Genomic DNA, 21,930 nt, shown 5'->3' with positions numbered 1-21,930 from the left:
ACAAGATCAAGCGAGGTCGATGAGCTCCGCGTACTCCGCGGACCAGTGATCCTCGGTGCCGTCGGGCAGCAGGATGACCCGTTCCGGGTTCAGTGCCTCGGCCGCGCCCGGATCGTGTGTCACCAGCACCACCGCGCCCGCGTAGGTGCGCAGCGCCTCGAGGACCTGCTCACGCGAGACGGGGTCCAGGTTGTTGGTCGGCTCGTCCAGCAGCAGCACGTTCGCCGCCGAGGACACCAGCCCGGCCAGGGCCAGACGGGTCTTCTCACCACCGGACAGCGTGCCCGCGGGCTGATCCAGCTGCGGCCCGGTGAACATGAACGCGCCCAGCAGACTGCGCAGCTCCTGCTCCCCCGCGTCGGGCGAGGCGTGGCGGATGTTCTCCCACACCGAGGCCGAGTCGTCGAGGGTGTCGTGCTCCTGCGCGAAGTAGCCGACCTTGAGGCCGCGCCCCTGTTCGACACCACCCGCGGTCGGCGTCTCCACACCGGCGAGCAGTTTCAACATGGTCGTCTTACCGGCACCGTTGAGCCCGAGCACGACCACGCGGCTGCCCTTGTCCACGGCGAAGTTCACGCCGGTGAAGATCTCGAGGGACCCGTAGAGCTTGGTCAGGTCCTTCACCATGAGCGGGGTCTTGCTGCAGGGCGCGGGCTCGGGGAAGCGGATCTTGGCGACCTTGTCGCTGACACGCACCTCGTCGAGCTCGTTGATCAACCGTTCCGCGCGACGCACCATCTGGTGTGCCGCAGCGGCTTTGGTGGCCTTGGCGCCGAGCTTGGCGGCCTGCTGACGCAGCGCGCCCGCCTTCTTCTCGGCGTTGGCGCGTTCGCGCACGCGACGCTGTTCGTCGGTGGCGCGGGCGTCGAGGTACTTCTTCCACCCCATGTTGTAGACGTCGGGCTCACCGCGCACGGCGTCGAGGAACCACACCTTGTTCACCACGTCGCCGAGCAGTTCGACATCGTGGCTGATCACGATCAGGCCGCCGTCGTGGCTCTGCAGGAACCCGCGCAGCCAGGTGATGGAGTCGGCGTCGAGGTGGTTGGTGGGCTCGTCGAGCAGCAGGATGCGGTCCGAGCGACCACCGGAACCGTCGGAGGCCGAGAACAGGATGCGCGCGAGTTCGATGCGACGACGCTGGCCACCCGACAGCGTGCGCAGCTGCTGGTCCAGCACCCGATCGGGCAGGCCCAGGCTGTTGCAGATGCGGGCCGCTTCGCTCTCGGCGACGTAACCGCCCAGCGAGGAGAACTGGTCTTCCAGGCGCCCGTACTTGCGAATCGCCTTGTCGCGGGCGGCATCGTCTGCCACCTCGGCCATTTCGACCTGGGCCTTCTCCATGTCGCGCAGCAGCACGTCCAGGCCGCGCGCCGACAGCACCCGGTCCTTGGCGATCACATCGAGATCGCCTTCCTTGGGGTCCTGCGGCAGGTAGCCGATGTCGGTGGAGCGCGTGATCTTTCCGGCGTACGGCTCGCCCTCACCCGCGAGAATGCGCAGGGTGGTGGTCTTGCCGGCACCGTTGCGACCGACCAGTCCGATCCGGTCGCCGGACTGCACCCGCAGCGCCGGCCCAGGGGCCGAGAGCAGGGTGCGGACTCCGGCCCGGACCTCCAGGTCGGTCGCGGTGATCACAGAGTTCTCCTCAGAATAAGACAAACGGGAAAGGCATATCGGCAAGAACCACTTATTTTACCGCCGAACACTCCGAAAGCCGAACCCGGCGCCGCCCGATGTGAGCGTGGTTACTCTTGCGCCATGACTACCGATCTACTCGGCCGCACCGCTCTGGTCACCGGAGCAAGTCGCGGCATCGGGCTTGCCACCGCAGCCGAACTGATGCGCCGCGGCGCGAACGTGCTGATCACAGCACGCAAACCCGAACCGTTGGAAGCCGCCGCCACCGAGCTGCGGGCGCTGGGGCACACGGGTCAGGTGAGCACGATCGCGGGCAACGCCGGTGACGCCGACGCTCGCGCCGAAGCGGTGGCCCGCGCGGTCACCGAGTTCGGTTCGCTGGACATTCTCATCAACAACACCGGCATCAACCCGGTCTACGGCGCGCTCATGGACGCCGATCTGGGTGGCGTGAGCAAGATCTTCGATGTGAATGTGGTGGGGTCGCTGGGCTATGTCCAGCAGGCGTATCGCGCGTGGATGGCCGAGCACGGCGGCGCGATCGTGAACGTGGCCAGCGTGGCCGGGATTCGTTCGTCGGGGGTGATCTCGGCGTATGGGGCGTCGAAGGCGGCGCTGATCCGGCTCACCGAGGAACTGGCCTGGCAGTTGGGGCCCAATATTCGGGTGAACGCGGTGGCGCCGGGCGTGATCAAGACCAAGTTCGCCGATGCGCTGTATGCCGATGACGAGGAGCGGGCGGCGAGTGTGTATCCGATGAAGCGGCTGGGGGTGCCCGAGGATGTGGCGCGGTTGATCGCGTTCCTGGTGTCGGATGAGGCGGCGTGGATCACCGGGGATTGTGTGCGGGTCGACGGCGGGTTGTTGGCTACCGGGGGTATCTGAGAAATATGGGGCGGGCAGCCGGTGATCCGACTGCCCGCCCCACCGCTTCTGCTCGGTCGCAGTTGTCACAACTCACGCAGCGACCACGCGCTCCGGGCTGACGCTGCTACCAGCTGAGGCGGGTCACTCCGAGGTGTCGTGGCTCCCGGCCGCGGCGGCTCACTCCGAGGTGTCGCGGCTCCCGGTGGAGGCCGCAACACGTCCCTTCGTTCGCCCGCTCCCCCGCTTTTCGGTGCCTTCTTCCGCACCGACCTCCGCCTTGACTACCTCAGCCCTGGCCGCCTCCGCGCGCGCAGCCTCGGCCTCGGCGAGCGGATCCATGACGGTGATCTCTTCGAACCTGCCGGTCACTCCGAGCGGATCACGCACGCCCACAGTCTTTTTCGAGGAACCACCGTCGTCCAACCCCCACCGATCGTGCAGTCGATGCAGGAACTCCGGCGCGTACCAGTTGGCATCGCCGAGCACCTTCATCGCCGCGGGCAACAGGAACCCACGAACCAGCGTCGCGTCCACGATCACGGCCAGCGGCAAACCGATACCGAACGCCTTCATGAAGGTGATGTCGGAGGCAAGGAAGCCCAGGAACACCAGCGAGATCAGGATCGCGGCAGCGGTGACGATCCGCCCGACCCGTTCCAGACCCAGCGCGACCGCGGTGTCGTTCTTACCGGTGCGGTCGTACTCCTCGCGGATACGCGACAGCAGGAACACCTGGTAGTCCATCGCGAGCCCGAACGCGGCGGCGAACAACATCACCGGCACGGTCGCGGACAGATCGCCGGTGACAGTGAAGCCCAACACCCCCGACAAGTGCCCGTCCTGGAAGATCCACACCAGCGCGCCGAAGGTCGCGGTCAGGCTCAGCGCGCTCAGGATCACCGCGAGCACCGGCAGCACCACGCTGCCGGTGAGCGCGAACAGCACGATCAGCATCATGATCACCACGAAGCCCAGCGCCCACGGCAGTTCGTTCTCGATGGCGGCGACCGAGTCGGCGTTGGCCGCGGCCACCCCGCCCACCAGCAGTTCGCTCGGTGTCTGGATCGCGCGCACCTGGTCGACCAGCGCCGCGAGGGCGTCGCTGTCGCCGGTGGCGGGCACGATCGACAGGTAGACCGCCTTCTCGACCCGGAAGCGGGCGTTGGCCGCGGTGGGTTCGAGCAGCTGCCCGCCCTGGGCGTAGCTGCCGGTGGCGGTGTCGACGCGGCGGACGTTGTCCAGGTCGGACAGGTCGCGGGCGATGGTGTCCAATCCCGCTGCGCTGTAAGCACTGTCGGGCAGCACGGCCACCAGGGTGTGCTGGTCCGCCTCGCTGAAGTCGCGCGCCACGATCTCGGTGACCTGACGCGAGTTCATCGATTCCGGCAGGGTGCGTTCGTCGGGGAAACCGAGTTTCACGCCGAGGAACGGTGCGCCCAGCAGCAACAGCAGCGCGGAGACGGCCAGGCCGATCGAGATCGGCTTGCGCATCACGGCGGTGGCCAGTGTGTGCCAGGCACCTTCGCCCGGTGCGGGGCGGGGGGCGCGCAGGAACCACCAACCGAGCTGGCCCTTGTCGATGCGGGTGCCGATCAGCAGCAGCGCGGCCGGCAGCACGGTGAGCGAGACCGCCGCGGCCAGCGCGGCCACGACGATGCCCGCGTAACCCATCGACCGGATCGCCAGCAGCGGGAAGAACAGCAACCCCGACAGCGCGACCGCGACGGTGAGCGCGGAGAACGCGACGGTGCGGCCCGCGGTGCGCAGCGTGGTCGCCACCGCACCGGCCGGGCTGCGGCCTTCGGCGAGTTCGTCGCGGTAGCGGTTCACGATCAGCAAGCTGTAGTCGATGGCCAGGCCCAGACCCAGCAGCGTCGCCACGTTCGCCGCGGTGACCGACAGCGGCGTGAACAACGTGACCAACCACAGTGCGCCCATGGTGGCCAGCACGGTCCCGATCGCGACCAGCAGCGGCAGGCTCGCGGCGACCAGTCCGCCGAACACGAACATCAGCGCGACCAGCGTCAGTGGGAAGGCGATGGCCTCACCCTTGGCGATATCGGTCTTGCTCTGCTGCACGGTCTCGTGCATGAGCATGGCGAATCCACCGGCCCTGACCTGCAACGATCCCTGCTCGCCGGTGAGCTCGTCGGCGACAGCGGCCACGCGTTGGTCGATCTCGCGTTCGTTGCCGAGCACACTTGCCACGATCAAACCCTGCTTGCCGTCGACACTGCGCAGCGCGGGCTGATGCGTAGTCCAATACGACATCACCTCGGCGACGCCGTCACGCTCGTGCAGATTGGCCACCAAAGCCGTTGCCGCCGAGTACGTTTCGGGATCCTCCACCGACGACTCGGTCTCCACCAGCAACACCAGATTCGGCGGCGCCTGCCCGAACTCGTCGCGCAACACCTGCAGCGCCCGGCTGGATTCGCTGCCGGGGTCGGTATATCCGCCGCCCTCCACCCGCTCGAACAGCGTTGCACCCAGTGCACCGAGCACCACCGCAAGCACCGCGAAAACGCCGAGCACCCAGCGACTACGCCGCCTGGTGAATTCGAACACCGAAAAACCCCTAACTAGTCACGCCACTGCGCGTCCGCATGTCCACGTGCGGGGGTTCGGAATACTTCCGCCCGGCCCGCCTCGTCTCACCCGATCCTGTTGGCGGGTCGGCACGTTCGCACGGCGCATCGTAGCAACTTCGTGGCGGTGCCGCCGGGCCTCGCGAACAACGCTGTCGCACCCGGTCAGCTACCGGTCTCGACCACCTGGAGCGAGAACGCGCGCGGCGCCGCGACGAAGCCTGGACAGGGCGTCACCAGGCACGAGTCATGAAGTTGCGCAGGCGAATCGGCGAAGACGACTCAGTCGTACTCGAGCCAGCTGGAACGCTGGAAGTATTCGTCGTCGGCTTCGTCGTCCTCCGGCGTCGGCTCGCGACGGGTGGATGCCGCCGATGTCGTCGTCGGGGGCGTGCCCCAACCCGGCTGCTGATTCTGGTCGGCGTGATGCGCCGGAGCCGGGGATTGTGGAGATGCCGATTGATACTGCGGGAACGGTTGCTGAGAATTCAACGGTTGCTGCGGCAGTGGCTGTTGGAGAGCGTCGACGTACCGCTCGCGCGTTGCCTGCAGGCGAGGGTCGTTCTCCAATTGGGCGATCGCGGCGGCAACGACACCGCGAGACTCGGCCATCGCCGCGGCGTGCAACCGCACGATCATCGCGACGAGAGTGTCCGGGTCCAGGCGCCGACCGGCGTCGGTGAGATGGATCGCTTCCAGCGCCCCGTCCGCGCTGACCTGCACAGACACGACCCCGCCCGGCGCGCTCGCCTGCGCGGGACGGTCGAGGCCCACATGCAGCCGGTCAGTGGCGCCTTGGAGCGGATCCAGCTCGCCTGCCATGAAGAAGTCCTCCCCTGTCGATCATCCTGGCGGTGCCCGGCAGTCTATAGTGGCGGGCAGTCGATCGCGTGGGGAGCGTCGCCGCGCGGGCTGTTGGGGAGGGAATCCAAGTGAGTCCGACACCGGGCACTGAATCGTTCGATCTCGACCCGGACGCGGTTCGCGCGCTGGCGGCGGGAATAGGGACTGCCGGCCAGGAAATCCAGGTCATCGGCAAGGGTGGGGCACTCGCCGACGGTGTCTTCGAATGTATGCCCAACGCCCACACGCCGCAGGCGTACCAGGCCGCCGCTCGACTGGCCGACAAGGCGATGAGCGCGGTCGGTACCGCGCTGGCCGAACTCAGCGGCAAGACCGTGGCAGCCGTGGTCACCTTCCAGCAGCAGGATGAGGCATTCGCCGGAGCTCTCCGAGGAGCAGGCGAATGAGTCGAAGCTTGACGATTCCGCTGGTCGAGTCCTGGAAGCCCATCGCGTTCGCCGCCCAAGCCGCCGAGTTCACCCGGCAAGCCGGCGCGCTGCGGACCGCGATGGACACCCAGTACATCGCGGTCGACAGCTCGCGCGAGACCTTCCGGCGTGACACCGGCGACGCCATGCGCGCCCGCTACGCCGAAGTGCACGCCAAGTCGGTAGTAGTCGTCGATGCGCTCGAGCGCGGCCGAGACGCGGCAGTCTTGGCGCAGTGGTCGGTCGCTTCGGCACAGGCGTTCCTAGCGTCGAAGAAGGCAGCCGCCCTCTCGAAGGGCTTCGACGTCCAGCCTGATGGCACATGCTCGATCAGCGAATCGACCAAGCAGCGTGTCTATCTGTCGGTCGCCACCGAAGCCGACAACGGCCCGATCGCGAACAAGTTCACCACCGCGATGGCGGCCCTTCAGGTCGAAGCGAACAACCACACCACATGGGTCAAAGCTGCACTGGCAGGCGCAGTCGACGCGGACAACGCGGCCAAGAACGCCATCGAAGCAGCGTTCGCGAACATGCCGACCGCGGACTCGTTCGGCAATGCGAGCACCACACCGACCGGAACTCCGCAGCCGCCGCAAGGAGCCACACCTGCGCAGAACCTGAAGTGGTGGGACTCGCTCAGTCGAACCGAACAGACCGCGCTCATCAATACCGTGCCGACGTCGATCGGCAATCTCGATGGATTGCCTGCTCCGGTACGCGACGAGGCGAACCGGAAGATGATCCCATTCGAACAGGACAGGCTCACCGCCGACAGCAACACGTTCGCCCAAGCGCTCAAAACGGCCGGCGAGAACGGGGACATGGCGGGGATAGCCGCGGCACAGACCGGGTTGGATCGCACCACCCAGAAACTCAGTGACCTCGCAGCGGTGAGGACCGCGATGGAAGGCAGTACTGAGCCCAAGCGATACCTGATGGCGTTGGATATGCAGTCCGGACGGCAGGGGCGTGCCGCGGTCGCGGTCGGGAATCCTGATACCGCAGACCATATTTCGGTCACCACGCCGGGACTGGGATCTGATCTGAGTTCCTCGCTGCTCGGCGGTCGAGGCGGCGATGGCAAGTGGAATCCTTCCGGCGGCATGGTCGGCGAAGCGGAAACTCTGATCGAGACCTCCCAGCGTCAACTCGCTGACGCTGGCCGAGGAGGGGAACAGATCTCATCCATTGCGTGGTTCGGCTACGACCCGCCACAGGGTGGCATGGGAAGCCTGGACGACATCACCACCCCGGACATGATCAACGTCACCAACGAGGGGCGGGCGCAGGAGGCAGCCCAACCACTGTCGTCGTTCTATACCGGTCTCGACGTCGCAAGCGAGAAAAGCGATCCCCACATCACCGCACTGGGACACTCCTACGGTTCTTTGGCGACAAGCCTTGCGCTGCAAGAACAATCAGGGGTAGTCGACGATGTCGTGTTCTACGGATCGCCCGGATTGGGTGCCGATATTCCCGGTCTCCCCGGCGTCGGGGGGCTCGCATCTCCATTTTCCGCTTTGGGCTTGAACGATGCAGTGGAAAATGCTGGGGACCTCGGCGTGCGCAACGGCCACGTGTACGAGATGACCGAGCATTGGGATCCAGTGGGAAACCTCGACGCGTTCGGGCGCAGTCCGAATGAGATGCCATGGGTTACCCATCTCAGCACTGACCCCATCAGCGTGAACGGCGAGACGTACACCGGCGCTACCAACCACTCCGAGTATGGGCGAACAGACGGCACCACCCAGAATCTTCATCGGTCCGGGTATAACCTCGCCGCAATCGTGGCCGGCCTGCCAGAGAACGCCACCAACCCACAGACGGACAAGTGACCCGGATGCAGAGATCTCGGTTGGCAAACGCTGTACGAGTGACCCTGATCGTGCTCGGGGTAACTCTCGTGTCCCTGGTCATGGTGAATGTCGCAATCATGCTGGTATGGGGGTGGGCTGCGCGCGACAGCGACTATTCGAGCCAAGTCGTCAGCCCAGAGGAGGCAGCCAAGGCCGGCGTCGAACTGCAAACGCGGAGCACACTCGAGGACGCCGAAGCCAAGGGTGAACTGTTGGTCGCGCAGATAGAGCAAGTGATGATCGAATCTGCCCCCACCCTCCGATTCGAGGATCCAAAGCACCCGGATGAATCGATCAAATCCTGCTTCGGTCCATTCAGCGCCACAAATGGCAAATTGGTACGAGACCGCTACTATCACGGCACTCTCCCGGTTGCGGATGACCAATGGTCGACAATTCGCGATCAGTCGATAGTTGCCGCCAAGGGCCTCGGCATCGAACTCGCCGAAATCAAGACCAGCGACCCCACCACGCACCTGATCGTGCTTGCGACCGAGAGCGAAAGAATCAAGATCACCATAAACAATACGGACAGCCGTGGCGCGAACACTTCGGAAAAGTCATTCATCGTCCTGAATATTGCCTGCCACTTACCCGCCGAAAAATTCAACTCCCCCGTCGAGCCGACGCGATGACCGGCGGCGGAGGAGTTCAATTCTCGCAGGATTGTGAGCAACCGTGACCATCAGTGACACTTCACCGTCCGGTCTCTGGCAGGCTGCTGTCGATGGCCGCTTTCGACTCGAAGCCGATGCGGCACAGGAGTGTGCTGCGCACTACGGCTGGCTCGCGGATGAGCTCACGGAACGGATACAGGAAACCAGGCGACTCAACCGCCTCTCCGGGTTTGGCGGATTCGACTCCGCAGTTCAGCTCCAATCAGGGTTCGAAAGCAAGGCTGACCAAGGCGTCGCGGCTTTGATCGGCGCCAGGGAAGAGTGCCGAGAGATCCAAGCTGCGGTACTCAAGGCGGGTGGGCTATTGGTCGAGCAGGACTTGGACTCCGCGACGGCGCTGTTCAGAACGAAGGATGCACTTTGATGAGCCGGTTCACGAACCGTTCTGTCGCCGTATGCGCCACCTTGACCCTGGCCGTTCTGGCTCCCGGGTGCTCACAAAACACGTCCCCAGATGGTTCACCAACTGCCCCGAGCAGCGCGGCATTGTCTAGCAGCACTGCGAGCGCGGCGCGGCCGACATTGACTGATGCCAAGCTGCAGCCGCCGAATCAGGACAACAAGTACACGCAGTCCGGCGGACGGCCGAAGGTAGTTGTCGACCCTTGCACCTGGACGCCGGACGACACTATTCGGGCTATCGGGCTGGATCCGACAACTCGTAAGCGCGGTCGGGACCTTGTCGCCGAATACACCTTCTTGACGTGTGATTTCGCTAGTGGTCCCGCACAGGACAGGTGGAGTCTCGCCGTGGATTCCGGCAATGTGTCTCTCGACGAGGTACGCCAGAGGTACGCCGGAAAATCGGAGAACATAGATATCAACGGCCGCGAAGCCGTTCGTACCGTGAAGAATGGTGCGACCACATGCGCGGTGGATATGAAGACATCGGTCGGATATCTGGGCGTTGAGGCGGCATTCGAAGCAACTCCTGGCCCTGACACTCCAGCTCCGTGCGACAAAGCGATGGAATTCGCCCGAGGCCTCGAGCCCATCATCGGCGCCGGCAACTGACATGTTCGAAGCGAAGGGTGGGGACCAGTGACCGGACCGATTCCGATGATTCCGGGTGTGATCGGTGTCGTGGCCGCTCAGCAGCCGGCAACGACCCCCGAGATGATCTCGGCGTTCAACGCCGCAGCCAGTACCCAGCGCAAGGCCGCCACGATCGCGGCCGGCACGGCCGGTCAGGATCCCGCGTATATCAAGGCGATGGAGGAGTTCGCGAACCTGTCGCACGCCGATATCCACGCCAGGGCTCAACAGATGCAGCCAGGCGTGATGCAGCAGACGGCCGAGACCTGGAAGGCGATCAGCACCGCGTTGACGTTCAACATCATCAGCGTCACCACGAAGGTGAACGCGACGATCGCCCGCGGCTGGGAAGGCCAGACCGCGGAGGCGATCAAAGCTGCCACGCACGGGCTGACGGGGCGGTTGACGGAGTTGCAGAACGTCACGCAAAGCGTTGCCTGGCGAGTAGAGGCCGCTGCTTTCGGGGCAGAGGTGGTCAAGGCACAGGTGCAGGCCCCGCCGACCGCCTCGTCGCCGGCGGGCATCCCCGGAGCTGAGCCTGCGGGGAGCGCGGTGGCTGCGGCGCAGGAAGCGAACGAACGGTGGCAAGCCGCCATCTGGACCATGCGAAACAATTATGTGCCCACCTACGAGCCCGCGGGCCAAGGGGTTCCGATGTTCCCGACGTCGAATGGTCTGGGCGGCAACGATATTCCCGTCGGAACCGGCGGGGGCGGAGCTGCCGCCACGAGCGGTTCGCCGAACGGGACGGGAACGGGCGACGGCACCGCGGCGGCATCCGATCCCGAACAGTCGGCGGCCGCGGGCGACAGCGTGGGTGCGGGTTCGACGAACGATCAGGAATCGCGGTCGGCGAACGAAGGCAACGGCGCCGGAACTGGAACCGACGGCGGAACCGACGGCACCGAAACCGCGGCAGCCGGTGCGGAGCAGCCCGGATCTGGCGCACCGCTGACGGCCGGATCTCCCGGCACCTCCCAGCCAGGCAACCCCGCCGGATCCGGCTCGCCCACTGCCGGCGTCTCAGGATCGGGCGGCGGCTCGGGTGCCGGCGGGCCGGGCGTGGCTGTGGGTTCGCCTGGCGGCGCAAAATCTGTTCCCAACCCGGTCACACCGATCAAGGGCGGCATTCCTGGTGCTGCGGCCGCCTCATCGGGCGGCACCAGCGGTCGTGGCACTGCGGGAATGCACGGCATGTCCGGCATGGGTGCGCCCGGCGCCGCACGTCAAAAGGGCGACGATGACGAACACAAGGGTCGCCCCGAACTGCGGATCCATCCTCGTAATCGAGCCGATCTGGTCGGTCCACCGCAGGGCACGACCCCGCCCGTCATCGGCGGCAGCCCACCCGAACGTCGGCCACGACCTGAACAGGAGTCTCAGTAGTGCGGTGGGAATTCACCCCGGACGAGTTCCTGTACGCATGGGGCGAGACCGGTAGCGATCGAATTCCCGCGCCGCTCACCGTGGTTCCATCCGTTGGCTGGCGTCACGAATGGGAAGCCATCGAAGCAGACCTTCGCCAGCGTCTGCCGGTCCGCGATGACCCCGATCTGTCGGCGGTACTCGGACTGGCCGCGGACCCGGACACCGCGATCACTGTGATCGGTACCAGCAACAAGCCCATCCGCCTGTATTGTGCTGTGACACAACAGTCTTCGGTGGCGCTGGCACAAATGCCCGGTGCCACGGTCGAATCGGGCGGCAACGTCGTTGTTCGCACGGGGACACCCGAGTCGATCGCGTCATGGGTGGCGCGTTTTGCCGGCGAGCGACCCGCTGGTGCCACACGGTCGATGACGGAGTCGGTGGACGCTCTCGAGACTCCCTCGCAAACTGTGAATCTCGACTATGGCGAGGTCGCGGTTTCCGACCTGATCCACGACCTCCTGGCCGCTCCCAGGTCCGGCAACGGCCATGTGGAGATCGTGCGAGGCCGTCACGATCAGGACGGCCCGGTGCACCGATACCTGAGCTGGTTCGACGTCATCGGCGACGGCCGTTACGTCTATCGGTACTCCCGAAACGAGCTGACGATCGAGCCGTGCTCCCCCACTCGGTTTCACAAGATCCTGTCGCGCATGAGCGGCGCGCGTACTTAGTACCGACCAGTCCGGAGGCGGTGATTGCGCGGTGCGGCGGGGCCCGTGATCGTTGCGTCTGATCCAATCGTGGAGTGCGTGCTGATCTGATCGTCTGTGGGCTCGGTCCTGCGGGGCGGGCGGTGGCTCATCGGGCTGTCGGGCAGGGGCTGTCGGTGATTGCGATCGATCCGAATCCGGATCGGGTGTGGACGCCTACCTATGCGGCTTGGGCTGATGAGTTACCTGCGTGGGTTGGTGACGGGGTGGTGGCGGCGACGGTTGCGGGGCCGTTGGCATGGGGGACTCGGGAGCATCGGGTCGAGCGGGTGTATCAGGTATTCTGTACGGCGGGGTTGCAGGCTTCGTTGTCGCTGGAGGGGGCGACTGTTGTTGCGGAACGGGCGGTGGAGGTCGATGCGCGGCTTGGAGTGGTGCGGACCGCTGGTGGGGTGACCTGCACTGGACGGGTGGTTGATGCGCGGGGGTTGGGGAGGTCGCCGGGGCGTGCTGAGCAGACTGCCTACGGGGTTGTTCTCCCGCTCGAAGAAGGTGAGCAGACCCTCTTCATGGACTGGCGGCGCGATAACGGTGCTGCTCTGGATGAGGTGCCGTCGTTCCTTTACGTTGTGCCGCTCGGTGCGGACACCGTGCTGTACGAGGAAACCTGTTTGGCCGGTCGACCCGCGCTCGCGCCAGATGTGTTGCGGCACAGGCTGGAACACAGATTGCACGCTCGGGGAATCACACTGTCAGGCACCGAACCTGTTGAACGAGTTCGGTTTCCAGTACAGGGTGGCAAACGGGGGCACGGACGGTTCGGTGCGGCCGGAGGACTCACGCATCCGGCCACCGGTTACAGCGTCGCCGCCGCGCTCGCCGCCGCTGACACCATCGCTGCGGGCGGCACAGTCTGGACCCCGCAAGCTCGCGCCGTCGCAGTCCTACGTCGCGCGGGATTGCGTGCGCTGCTTGCCCTTCCACCGCGCGAAGTCCCGGTCTTCTTCGACACGTTCTTCGGTTTGCCTGCCGCACTGCAACATTCCTACCTGTCGGGCCACGACGACCTCCGCGGCACCCTCGCCGCGATGCGCGCATTGTTCGCCGACCTGCCGCCCACGCTGCGCCGCACCCTCGCCACCTCGGTAATCGGCCTCAGCTGAACAGTAACCGGCAAACCCTTACCCAAACGCACAACTTCCCAAACATGCGCTCCCGCAACACCCTTGCTAGGATTTCGCTGTCCGGTACCGTCGCCGGACATGCCACCTGCCGGCGCCGTCGCGCGGACCGGTTCGGGGCACGGGGGCTGACGTCGGGGCGGTCACCGGTTTCCGCTGCTGCTCTTCGTCGAAATCCGGGTGATCATCATGCATGTCGAAGCGCCACCCCCACGTACGCGCGCAACACACCTCACCCACGGTGAGAACAGTCGCAAAGTCTCACGAAAAACCATGCTGGGCTTGCTCTTCGGTGCCGTCGCAGTGGTGGCCATGGGCCTGTGGCTGTCCGACGATCTACGAATTTTCCTGATCGTGGCCGGGCTGACCTTCTCGGTGTTCGCCATGGTGATGAGCTGCTCGTTCCTGATCTCGCTGGTCTACATGCACCGCGAATCCGGACTGGAAGGCCAACTGCTGCTCGCCGAACCCGACGGCCCCGCTCGCGAGGCCATCGCGGTGCTCATCCCGGCCAGGCACGAAACCGATGTGCTCGCCCACACGCTGCTCAACACCGCGTGGACGCAACGCGACCACCCCGCGCACCGCGTCGTGACGGTGATCAACGACGACGATCCCGAAACCTGTGCTGTGGCAGCGACAACCGCGCACATCGTCAACGAAGGCTTCGCCCGCGGACACGGCTACGACCGGATCCGCCGCGACCTCGACCAGGCCCTGCGTTTCGCGCCCGCAGGCCTGGCGGAACCGTCGCCCGGCCCCGTCCAGTTGCTGGTCTACCCGCTGCGCGATCGCCCGCCGAACAAACCGCAACAGCTCAACTACGCGTTCTGGCAGCTGCGCGACCAGTTCACCGTGTTCACCATCCTCGACGCCGAATCGCTGGCCGCGCCGGGCCTGCTGTGCGCGGTCGACCAGGCCTTCCAAGACCACCCCGGCGTCGAGATCATCCAGGGCGGCATCCAGCTGATGGATCCCCAGATCACCGGCGGTTTTCTGCGCCGCGTCGGCCAGCGCCTGCACCGCTGGTACGCCTGGCACAACCTGCTGGAATACACCCGCTGGTTCTCCTCACAGATGCGCTACCAATCCGACCGTGGCTTCATGCCACTGGGCGGCAACACCGTGTTCCTGCGCGCGGGCCTGCTCGAAAAGTCGGGTGGCTGGCCGATGTCGCTGACCGAGGACTGCGAACTCGGCATCCGCGCCACCGCCGTGCACCGCGCCCGCACCTTGACCTTCTACGACCCGCGCCTGACCACCCGCGAGGAAACCCCGCCCAGCCTGCTGACCCTGGTGAAACAGCGGCGCCGCTGGAACATCGGCTTCCTGCAGAGCCTGGTCGCGGGCAACTGGCGGTCGCTGCCGACCGTGCGCAGTCGGATTGTCGCAGTGTGGATTCTGTCGATGAGCCTGTTCCAGACGATCTCCCTGGCGATCCTGCCGCTGACGCTGATCACCCTGTTCTGGATCAAATCCCCTGCGCCGCTTGCCGTTGCGGTGTGCCTGCCGACTATTCCGATTGTGCTCGGAATCGCGTTGCAGCTGTTGCAGATTCGCGAATACGGGCGCATCTACGCGCGACGGGTGCCCTGGCATGTGTATCCGCTGTTCGTGCTGACGTTCTACCCGTATCAGCTGGTGCTGTCGTTCGCCGCACTGCAGGCGGTGCTCTGGTACGCGCTCGGGCGGCTGGGCTGGGACAAGACCGCGCACGTCGGCGACCATTTCGACGCGCAGGTCGCGGCCCCGGCTCTGGTGCGCACGGCATGAGCGCACCCACGACCGAGCGGCCACTGGCCACCGTCACCGAAATAGCACCGACGCCACCGCGATTCACCGCCCGACGCAAGACCCAGTTGCTGGTCGCGGTGCTCACGCTGTGTTCCGGTGTGGTCACCGCGATCGGCATCACCGGATACCCCATCCGTTTCGGTGACGAGGGCGTGTATATCGCTCAGGCGTGGGCGATTCCGAATCTGCACGCCCTGGCCCACTACACCTATTGGTACGACCATCCGCCGATGGGCTGGGTGCAGATGTCGATCTGGTTCGAACTCACCCGCGGCCTGCAACGCTGGTCGGACAACACGGTGATGGCAGGCCGCGAGTTCATGGTCGTGGTCCGAATGGCCACGGCCGCACTGCTATTCGTGCTCGCGCGCCGATTGGGGATGCGCAACGGCTGGGCCGCGCTTGCTGTGGTGCTGTTCGTGTTCAGTCCGCTGGCGGTGCACTACGGCCGAATGGTGTTGCTGGACAACATCGCCCTGGCCTGGCTGCTGGCTTCCTTCGCGCTCGCGCTGTCACCGCGACGTCGCTGGGGCGCGGCAGTCGGTGCGGCAGTGTGCTTTACGGTCGCCGTCACCACGAAGGAGACCCTGGCCATCGCCGCACCCGCGCTGGCCTACGCGCTGTGGCGGCACTATCGCGGCGCGGGCAACCGGGAGTACGTGGTTGTCTCGTTCGCGGTGGTGTTCGTGATGTCGGTATCGCTGTATCCGCTGTTCGCGGCCATCAAAAGCGAACTATTGCCCGGTCCGGGGCACGTCAGCCTGTGGGAAGCCATCGAATGGCAGTTGTCCGCGCGGGCCGGTAGCGGCTCGATCCTGGATGCCGGTAGCGACGTGCGAATGCTCATCGACACCTGGCTCGCGTTGGACCTGCTGCTCCCCGTCGGCGGCATGATCGCCACGGCCACACTGATATTCGTGCCGCGATGGCGACCGGTGGCAGTGCTCGTGGCATTCCAGTTGGCGATGCTCGTGCGCGGCGGATATGTGCCGGCGATGTACGTGGTGACCCTGCTGCCCTTCCTGGCACTGGCGCTGGCCGCGGTCGCCGATCTCGGCCACTCGCGCCTGGCCGCCTGGTCCCGCACGGAGCCCGTCCCCCGCTTCGCCGTACTCGCCCTGGTGGCCGCCTTGATCGCGTACCCGATCGCCGCGACCACCCTGGCCCACACCTGGCCCGACACCCTGCACCGACAATTCACCCTCGACGAAGACCGCCCCGAACGCGAAGCCGTCGCTTGGATCGCCGCCAACATCCCCCGCGACGCCCTGCTGGTCACCGAAAGCGAACTCTGGCTGGACCTGCTCAACGCGGGCTTCGACGCCCGACACAACGTCTGGGTCTACAAGGTCGACAGCGACCCCGGTGTGGCCACCGAGATCGGCAACTGGACCGCCATCGACTACCTGGCCCTGTCCGCCGCCACCATCTCGGCCCAATCACCGGCCACGATGCCCTGGGTTTTCACCGCCCTCGACCACGGCCGCGTGCTGGCCACCTTCGGCGAAGGAGCCAACACCGTCACCGTGATGAAGGTGGACAAGACCGGTAGCTGACAGCTGGCCCGCGCACCGGATGCCTCACACAACCAATCGTCCCCGCCCTACGGCGACGTCCGGGCCGAAATCGTCGCCACCCCGAGGACAGCCAACGCGCCCGAACTCAGATTGCCCAACGTCCGAGCCACCCGCGGCCTGCGCAACCACCGCACCGCGCGGGCCGCGACAACCGACACCAACACCAACCACACGAACGCCACGACCCCGTCGATCGCGCCCAACACCATCGTCACACTCGCTGCCGAAGAATCCGCGGGCGCGAACTGGGGAACAACCGCCAGGAAGAACAGCCCCACCTTCGGGTTCAGCAGGCACGAAACGATCCCGTCCCGAAATGCGGCCACAAGGCCACGCTCAGATTCCCGCTCGTCCCCCGCCGCGGGCGCCATCGTGTCGCGGCGCAGGAACCCACTGACACCCAAATAGATCAGATAGACACCGCCGACAATCTTGAGAACCTGCAGCGCCGTCGGATAAGCAGTGAGCAGCGCAGCCAACCCCACCGCAACCGCCCCCGCCCACACCATCGATCCGAGACCCGAACCAGCGGCGACAGCAACGCCCAGCCGCGAATCCGATAACGAATGTCGCAGCACCAGAAAAGTATCCGGTCCGGGTGTGATCGCCAGCAGCAGACACAGTCCCGCGAACGCCACCAGAGTCGCGACTGACAGTTCCTCCATACCGAAGGTCTATCAACACTTTTCGACCCGCGCTACTGCATTTCGGGCGGCAACCATGACTGCGAGTCCGCAGGCTGCTCGTCGAGTATCAGTTCGGCGTTCACCTGGACTACACCGTGTGCGAACACTTTGTAGGGTGTCCACACAGGCTGCCTCTCGTCGAGAACGGAGTCCTGGCGGCGTTCGATGGATGACGGTTTCCCTCGGACTGCCGTAGCCGCTTGTGCTCGCGAAGCCAATTCTTCGTCGCCTATCGGCTCATTCCAAATATGTAGCAGCAGATGCACATTGACCGGAACCCAACGTGCTTCATAGCCTGGCGCCGAAGCGTAATAGGGTTCGTGCGGTCCTGGCAATTCGTATAGCCGAACATGGACTACAGCCGCGCCGCCGGGGGTCAACGGCTCCGCGAGTTCTCCTTGGCATTCCTCGAAGTAGCAACTGCCGATATATTGCCGACCCTGTCGGGTGAGGTACTCGCATTCCTCGACGAACACCGCATCACCGGGTTCGGGCGTGAATCCACCATCGCCGACATCAACGCTGACGCGGCCCAGACCGCCGTTGGCACGGTCCTGGCCGACTCCTACCGCCAGTGCACCGATCCCCGGTCGTAGCCTGCGATCGCCACTCGACACGATCGTGTCCGGCTGGTCACCCAGGTCGCTATCGAGAAGGTAGATCGACCCGCCGTCGTGGTCGATGATGTCGGTCAGCGTCATCGGACCAGTCTGCACAAGCCCCAAACGATCGCGCTCGCTGGGCAGCTGCCACCGCCATCGTTCGCAGCGATTTCAAGCTCTGCCGGATTACGGAGCAGCACCTATTCGGTGCCGGCTCCTCGCACCGGCGCAACATATCGACCATGATGGGAGCATGAGGTCGATCTGGAAGGGCTCGATCGCTTTCGGGCTGGTCAACGTCCCGGTCAAGGTTTATACCGCGACCGAGGATCATGACATCAGGTTTCATCAGGTCCACGGCAAGGACGGGGGCCGGATCAAATATGACCGGGTGTGTCAGGTGTGCGGGAATTCGGTGCAGTTCGCCGATATCGATAAGGCTTACACCTCGCCTGATGGGGAGCAGGTGGTGTTGACCGACGAGGATTTCTCGAAGTTGCCCGCGGCGGAGAAGCACGAGATTCCGGTGTTGGAGTTCGTGCCGTCGGATCAGATCGACCCGGTGCTGTTCGACAAGAGTTACTACCTCGAACCCGATTCGGCGACGCCGAAGGCTTATCAGTTGCTGGCGGCGACGCTGGAACGCATCGACAAGACCGCGCTGGTGCACTTCACGCTGCGGCAGAAGACCAGGTTGGCCGCGTTGCGGGTGCGCGACGGGGTGCTCGTGCTGCAGACGTTGCTGTGGCCCGATGAGGTGCGCGCGGTGGAGTTCCCGTCGCTCGAGGACGCGCCCGCCCCGCGCCCGCAGGAATTGAAGATGGCCGAGACGCTGGTCGAGTCGATGTCGGGCGATTTCGATCCGTCCGAGTACACCGACGAGTACCAGATCGAATTGCAGAAGCTCCTGGATGAGGCGATCGCGAGCGGGACCGGCAAGGTCGAGCCTGCCGCGGAAACCGAACCGGCCGAACAGGCCGATGCCGAGGTGGTGGATCTGGTCGCGGCCCTGCAGCGCAGCCTCGAGGCCAGCGGTCGCCGGGATGCCGCCCCGGAGAAACCGGCGAAGAAGGCCGCCAAGAAAGCCGCACCGCGCAAGGCCGCGAGCAAAACCGCCGCGAGCAAAACCGCCGAGCCCAAGACCGCTACCCGCAAGGGCGCGTAGGAGCACATGGACACCGTCGTCGTGCCGATGGGACTCGGACATCTGCGTCAGGTCCTCGACCTGGGCCATCAGGTTTTCGATACCACTATCAAGCCGTACACGTCATGGTCGCTCACCGCCGTCGCCCAGCATCTGGACAGCCCGGACAATGCGTGCTGGGTGGCCCTGGATTCGGACCGGGTGGTCGGGTTCGTGCTCGGGTCGATGGAGTTCGAGAACCGTGACGACTGGGCCTACCTGGAATGGATCGCGGTCGCCCCCGACATGCAGGGCCACGGGATCGCTCGGCGGCTGGTGAATGTGTGCTCGGAGGCGCTGTTCGCGCGCGGGGCCCGCCATATCGTCACCGATGTCGAGGATCGCAACAGCGCCTCGGCCGCGCTGATGACCAGCAGCGGGTTCGTGCCTGCGGCGACCGTCACGTTGCTCGTTCGCCCCAACCCCGCCGCCCCCGACGACGACGCCGCGCTGCCGCCGATCACCAAACGCGACCTCGTCCGACGTGGTCGCCTGTCGATCGAACACCCGCTGCGCTGATCTGCCGACGGAGCGCCTCGAACGCAAAACCGCAGGTCCGGCCTATCCTCGACGGGTGGCTCATACTCCGAAGGACGAGCACGATCTGACCGTCGTCGCCGACATGTGGTCGCCCGCGTGCACCGCGATCCGCACCTTCCTGGCACGCAACGAAATCGCTTGCCGCTGGCTGCAACCCACCGAGTCGACCGGTCGACAACTGCTCGAGCAGCACGGTTTCACCGCCGACGACACTCCCGTGCTGTTCAAGGCCGACGGCAGCAGTTTGAAGCCCGCCGACGAGGAACAACTGGCCCAGTGGGTGGGCTTGCACGCGAAACCCAGCTCCGACAACTACGACCTGCTCATCGTCGGCGGCGGACCCGCAGGCATGGCGGCCGCGCTCTACGGCGCGTCGGAGGGCCTGCACACGGTCCTGCTCGAACGGTGGGCCATCGGCGGTCAGGCCGGTTTGAGCTCGAGCATCCAGAACTATCTCGGTTTCCCCGACGGCATCTCCGGCTCCGACCTCACCGACCGCGCCCGCAAACAGGCCTGCAAATTCGGCGCCGAACTGGTGATCAGCCTGCAAGCCGACCACCTTCGCCCCACCGACCACGGCTTCGCGGTGCACTGCACCGACGACATCACCGTGCACGCCCGATCGGTGATCATCGCGACCGGGGCCACCTTCCGCACCCTCGACATCCCCAGCGTCGACAAGTTCAACGGCCGCGGCGTGTTCTACTTCTCCGCGCTCACCGAGGCACCGTTGTGCGCGGGCTCGGACGTGTACATCGTGGGCGGTGCGAACTCCGCGGGCCAGGCGGCGGTGTATTTCGCGTCGTGCGCGCGCAAGGTGATCATGCTGGTGCGCGCGGATTCGCTGGCCGTGGAGATGTCGACGTACTTGATCAAGCAGATCGAGGGGATTCCGGCGATCGAAGTTCGCACCGACGTCGAGGTGGTCGACGCGTCCGGCGGCACCCACCTCGAACACCTCACCCTGCGCGACCGCACCACCGGCGCCGTCGAAGAAGTCCCCGCCAACTGGCTGTTCGCCTTCATCGGCGCCGAACCCGCCACCGACTGGCTGGACCCCTCCTTCGCCCGCGACAGCCACGGCTACCTGCTAACCGGCCCCGATATCACCACCGTCGAAGGCTCCCACTCCCCCTGGCCCCTGAAACGCCCACCCCTACACCTGGAAACCACCGTCCCCGGCGTTTTCGCCGCAGGAGACGTGCGCGCCTTCAACGGCCACCGAGTAGCCGCCGCCGTCGGCGAGGGTTCGATGGCCGTAATGCTCGTCCACAAGTTCCTCCACGATTGACGTGCTGACGCTCACTCACCTGCCCAAACGTACGTCTCGATGCAAGGTCCGGCCGCTCGAAGCACGGTAGCCTGGTGTCCAGGGCGGTGTGGCGAGTGCGCAACGCGAGATGTCACCGACACCGAGAGGATGCGATGAACGACAAGGACGCGGACCGTGCAGTCGAAGCTGTGGTGGCGGGAAACAAAATGGCAGGTCACAAGACACCTGAGCGTGTCCAGCGCCAAATGCGTCGCATTCTGAAGGGTGAGATCGCCGTCGACGAAGCAGTGGCCGCCGCAATCCGCGGACACCGCAGTCGGCACCGCGCAGCCTCCTGACAAGCAGTGACGGAGGATCCGTACGTCTACCCCGGCACCAACGTCCTGCGTAACCTGCTCGATGAGCGCGACCCTGTCATGGCCGCGGAGCTAGAGGTCGAGCTCGCGTCGTTGCGTGCGGCGCAGCTGCAGGCGCATCCCATCAGCGGCGGATTCGACCTCGACCACCTGTGCGGGATCCATCGCTATCTTTTCGGCGATTTCTACGATTGGGCGGGGCGGATCCGCACAGTACAGACCAGTAAGGGAATCCCCTTCTGCCCGCCGGCCAACATCGAGACTCAAAGCCGCTTCGTCCACCGAAAACTGTGCCGCGACGACGGGTTGAAGTCTTCTGACGTGGACACCTTCGTCGATCGGCTTGCCTACCATTGGGGCGAAGTCAACGCCGTCCATGCCTTCCGCGAAGGCAACACCCGAACGCAGCGCGCCTTCTTCAACCAGCTGCTGATAGAACGGGGCTGGTACATGGATTTTCAGGCGCTCGATTACTCCGCTTTCAAGGCTGCCCGGCATCACGCAATCGTCGCCGACCACCGCAAGCTGGCTGCGGAGTTGGTGCCGACGATCCGCCGACGTTGATGCGCAACTGCTCGAGGTTCAGGGCCGTCCGCGCAGGATTCACATTGTCCACAAGCTAGCCTCAATTTTTCGCCAGGCGGTCGGCCCGGCCTGAGCGGTTTCGGATTGGTTGAAAGCTGCTGATCAGCAGCTTTCGGGCAACCAGTAGTGCC

The 21,930-nt window shown here is 65.4% G+C and carries 21 protein-coding genes; 16 read left to right on the top strand and 5 right to left on the bottom strand.

Translation table 11 applies throughout. The features are described 5' to 3' along the window. Positions 1 to 6 precede the first annotated feature (6 nt). Entirely contained in the window at positions 7 to 1,638 is a 1,632-nt protein-coding gene (locus ACFWU5_RS22850; RefSeq protein ID WP_379268715.1) for an ABC-F family ATP-binding cassette domain-containing protein, read from the bottom strand. A gap of 123 nt (positions 1,639 to 1,761) precedes the next feature. Between ACFWU5_RS22850 and ACFWU5_RS22845 the strand changes: the two genes are divergently transcribed. After that, positions 1,762 to 2,526: an SDR family oxidoreductase gene (locus ACFWU5_RS22845; protein ID WP_379268714.1), complete on the top strand. Its 765-nt coding sequence runs from the start codon at positions 1,762 to 1,764 to the stop codon at positions 2,524 to 2,526. A gap of 159 nt (positions 2,527 to 2,685) precedes the next feature. On the opposite strand, the gene ACFWU5_RS22840 is transcribed toward ACFWU5_RS22845, so the two are convergent. Then, positions 2,686 to 5,076: an MMPL family transporter gene (locus ACFWU5_RS22840; protein ID WP_379268712.1), complete on the bottom strand. Its 2,391-nt coding sequence runs from the start codon at positions 5,074 to 5,076 to the stop codon at positions 2,686 to 2,688. Positions 5,077 to 5,378: 302 nt separating this feature from the next. After that, a complete protein-coding gene (locus tag ACFWU5_RS22835) occupies positions 5,379 to 5,918 on the bottom strand; it encodes a hypothetical protein (RefSeq protein WP_379242149.1) in 540 nt (179 codons plus the stop codon). Positions 5,919 to 6,028: 110 nt separating this feature from the next. On the opposite strand from ACFWU5_RS22835, the gene ACFWU5_RS22830 reads away from it, so the two are divergent. The 10 genes from ACFWU5_RS22830 to ACFWU5_RS22785 all read left to right on the top strand — a co-directional run bounded on the left by ACFWU5_RS22830 (position 6,029) and on the right by ACFWU5_RS22785 (position 16,553). Next, complete coding sequence (locus ACFWU5_RS22830) at positions 6,029 to 6,346, top strand: hypothetical protein (protein WP_379242150.1); 318 nt, start codon at positions 6,029 to 6,031, stop codon at positions 6,344 to 6,346. Between the two features lie 101 nt (positions 6,347 to 6,447). Then, a complete protein-coding gene (locus ACFWU5_RS22825; RefSeq protein WP_379268710.1) occupies positions 6,448 to 8,208 on the top strand; it encodes an alpha/beta hydrolase in 1,761 nt (586 codons plus the stop codon). Between the two features lie 38 nt (positions 8,209 to 8,246). Next, a complete protein-coding gene (locus ACFWU5_RS22820; RefSeq protein WP_379242152.1) occupies positions 8,247 to 8,864 on the top strand; it encodes an LppA family lipoprotein in 618 nt (205 codons plus the stop codon). A gap of 43 nt (positions 8,865 to 8,907) precedes the next feature. Continuing rightward, a complete protein-coding gene (locus ACFWU5_RS22815) occupies positions 8,908 to 9,270 on the top strand; it encodes a hypothetical protein (protein WP_379242153.1) in 363 nt (120 codons plus the stop codon). Beyond that, positions 9,270 to 9,920 carry a DUF3558 family protein gene (locus ACFWU5_RS22810; RefSeq protein ID WP_379242154.1) on the top strand — a complete coding sequence of 217 codons (651 nt, stop codon included), beginning with the start codon at positions 9,270 to 9,272 and terminating at the stop codon, positions 9,918 to 9,920. The genes ACFWU5_RS22815 and ACFWU5_RS22810 overlap by 1 nt, the downstream gene beginning before the upstream one ends. A gap of 27 nt (positions 9,921 to 9,947) precedes the next feature. After that, on the top strand, positions 9,948 to 11,327 hold the full coding sequence (locus ACFWU5_RS22805) for a hypothetical protein (protein WP_379242155.1): 1,380 nt from the start codon (positions 9,948 to 9,950) through the stop codon (positions 11,325 to 11,327). Next, positions 11,327 to 12,043 (top strand): ESX secretion-associated protein EspG, encoded by a 717-nt coding sequence (locus ACFWU5_RS22800; RefSeq protein ID WP_379242156.1) that lies wholly within the window; start codon positions 11,327 to 11,329, stop codon positions 12,041 to 12,043. The genes ACFWU5_RS22805 and ACFWU5_RS22800 overlap by 1 nt, the downstream gene beginning before the upstream one ends. A gap of 74 nt (positions 12,044 to 12,117) precedes the next feature. Then, positions 12,118 to 13,185, top strand: a complete 1,068-nt coding sequence (locus tag ACFWU5_RS22795; protein WP_379268708.1) for a lycopene cyclase family protein — start codon at positions 12,118 to 12,120, stop codon at positions 13,183 to 13,185. A gap of 291 nt (positions 13,186 to 13,476) precedes the next feature. Next, a complete protein-coding gene (locus ACFWU5_RS22790; protein ID WP_379242157.1) occupies positions 13,477 to 14,976 on the top strand; it encodes a glycosyltransferase in 1,500 nt (499 codons plus the stop codon). Next, the gene (locus ACFWU5_RS22785) at positions 14,973 to 16,553 is read left to right on the top strand and encodes an ArnT family glycosyltransferase (protein WP_379268706.1); all 1,581 of its coding nucleotides are present in this window, start codon (positions 14,973 to 14,975) and stop codon (positions 16,551 to 16,553) included. Before ACFWU5_RS22790 ends, ACFWU5_RS22785 begins: the two co-directional genes overlap by 4 nt. A 47-nt stretch (positions 16,554 to 16,600) precedes the next feature. On the opposite strand, the gene ACFWU5_RS22780 is transcribed toward ACFWU5_RS22785, so the two are convergent. Together ACFWU5_RS22780 and ACFWU5_RS22775 are read right to left on the bottom strand one after the other, a co-directional pair. Then, a complete protein-coding gene (locus ACFWU5_RS22780; protein WP_379268705.1) occupies positions 16,601 to 17,239 on the bottom strand; it encodes a LysE family translocator in 639 nt (212 codons plus the stop codon). Between the two features lie 32 nt (positions 17,240 to 17,271). Then, a complete protein-coding gene (locus tag ACFWU5_RS22775; protein ID WP_379268703.1) occupies positions 17,272 to 17,961 on the bottom strand; it encodes a hypothetical protein in 690 nt (229 codons plus the stop codon). A 154-nt stretch (positions 17,962 to 18,115) separates the two neighbouring features. On the opposite strand from ACFWU5_RS22775, the gene ACFWU5_RS22770 reads away from it, so the two are divergent. The 5 genes from ACFWU5_RS22770 to ACFWU5_RS22750 all read left to right on the top strand — a co-directional run bounded on the left by ACFWU5_RS22770 (position 18,116) and on the right by ACFWU5_RS22750 (position 21,778). Next, positions 18,116 to 19,027 (top strand): Ku protein, encoded by a 912-nt coding sequence (locus ACFWU5_RS22770; RefSeq protein ID WP_379268701.1) that lies wholly within the window; start codon positions 18,116 to 18,118, stop codon positions 19,025 to 19,027. Between the two features lie 6 nt (positions 19,028 to 19,033). Then, a complete protein-coding gene (locus ACFWU5_RS22765; protein WP_379242161.1) occupies positions 19,034 to 19,564 on the top strand; it encodes a GNAT family N-acetyltransferase in 531 nt (176 codons plus the stop codon). 55 nt (positions 19,565 to 19,619) lie between these two features. After that, positions 19,620 to 20,876, top strand: coding sequence for an NAD(P)/FAD-dependent oxidoreductase (locus ACFWU5_RS22760; protein WP_379268699.1), 1,257 nt, complete (start codon positions 19,620 to 19,622; stop codon positions 20,874 to 20,876). 134 nt (positions 20,877 to 21,010) lie between these two features. Beyond that, positions 21,011 to 21,196, top strand: coding sequence for an antitoxin VbhA family protein (locus ACFWU5_RS22755; protein ID WP_379242163.1), 186 nt, complete (start codon positions 21,011 to 21,013; stop codon positions 21,194 to 21,196). Between the two features lie 6 nt (positions 21,197 to 21,202). Beyond that, entirely contained in the window at positions 21,203 to 21,778 is a 576-nt protein-coding gene (locus ACFWU5_RS22750; RefSeq protein WP_379268697.1) for a Fic/DOC family protein, read from the top strand. Positions 21,779 to 21,930: the final 152 nt, after the last annotated feature.

The sequence above is a fragment of the Nocardia sp. NPDC058640 genome (genome assembly GCF_042716995.1).
In the GTDB taxonomy this organism is placed as follows: Bacteria; Actinomycetota; Actinomycetes; order Mycobacteriales; family Mycobacteriaceae; genus Nocardia.
This window is presented reverse-complemented; position numbering and strand designations above follow the sequence as displayed.

Coding starts and splice junctions, on each gene's coding strand:
- ACFWU5_RS22845 (WP_379268714.1), top strand. CDS start 1,762: ATGACTACCGATCTACTCGGCCGCACCGCTCTGGTCACCGGAGCAAGT.
- ACFWU5_RS22835 (WP_379242149.1), bottom strand. CDS start 5,918: ATGGCAGGCGAGCTGGATCCGCTCCAAGGCGCCACTGACCGGCTGCAT.
- ACFWU5_RS22825 (WP_379268710.1), top strand. CDS start 6,448: ATGGACACCCAGTACATCGCGGTCGACAGCTCGCGCGAGACCTTCCGG.
- ACFWU5_RS22810 (WP_379242154.1), top strand. CDS start 9,270: ATGAGCCGGTTCACGAACCGTTCTGTCGCCGTATGCGCCACCTTGACC.
- ACFWU5_RS22790 (WP_379242157.1), top strand. CDS start 13,477: ATGCTGGGCTTGCTCTTCGGTGCCGTCGCAGTGGTGGCCATGGGCCTG.
- ACFWU5_RS22785 (WP_379268706.1), top strand. CDS start 14,973: ATGAGCGCACCCACGACCGAGCGGCCACTGGCCACCGTCACCGAAATA.
- ACFWU5_RS22780 (WP_379268705.1), bottom strand. CDS start 17,239: ATGGAGGAACTGTCAGTCGCGACTCTGGTGGCGTTCGCGGGACTGTGT.
- ACFWU5_RS22775 (WP_379268703.1), bottom strand. CDS start 17,961: ATGACGCTGACCGACATCATCGACCACGACGGCGGGTCGATCTACCTT.
- ACFWU5_RS22770 (WP_379268701.1), top strand. CDS start 18,116: ATGAGGTCGATCTGGAAGGGCTCGATCGCTTTCGGGCTGGTCAACGTC.
- ACFWU5_RS22765 (WP_379242161.1), top strand. CDS start 19,034: ATGGACACCGTCGTCGTGCCGATGGGACTCGGACATCTGCGTCAGGTC.
- ACFWU5_RS22755 (WP_379242163.1), top strand. CDS start 21,011: ATGAACGACAAGGACGCGGACCGTGCAGTCGAAGCTGTGGTGGCGGGA.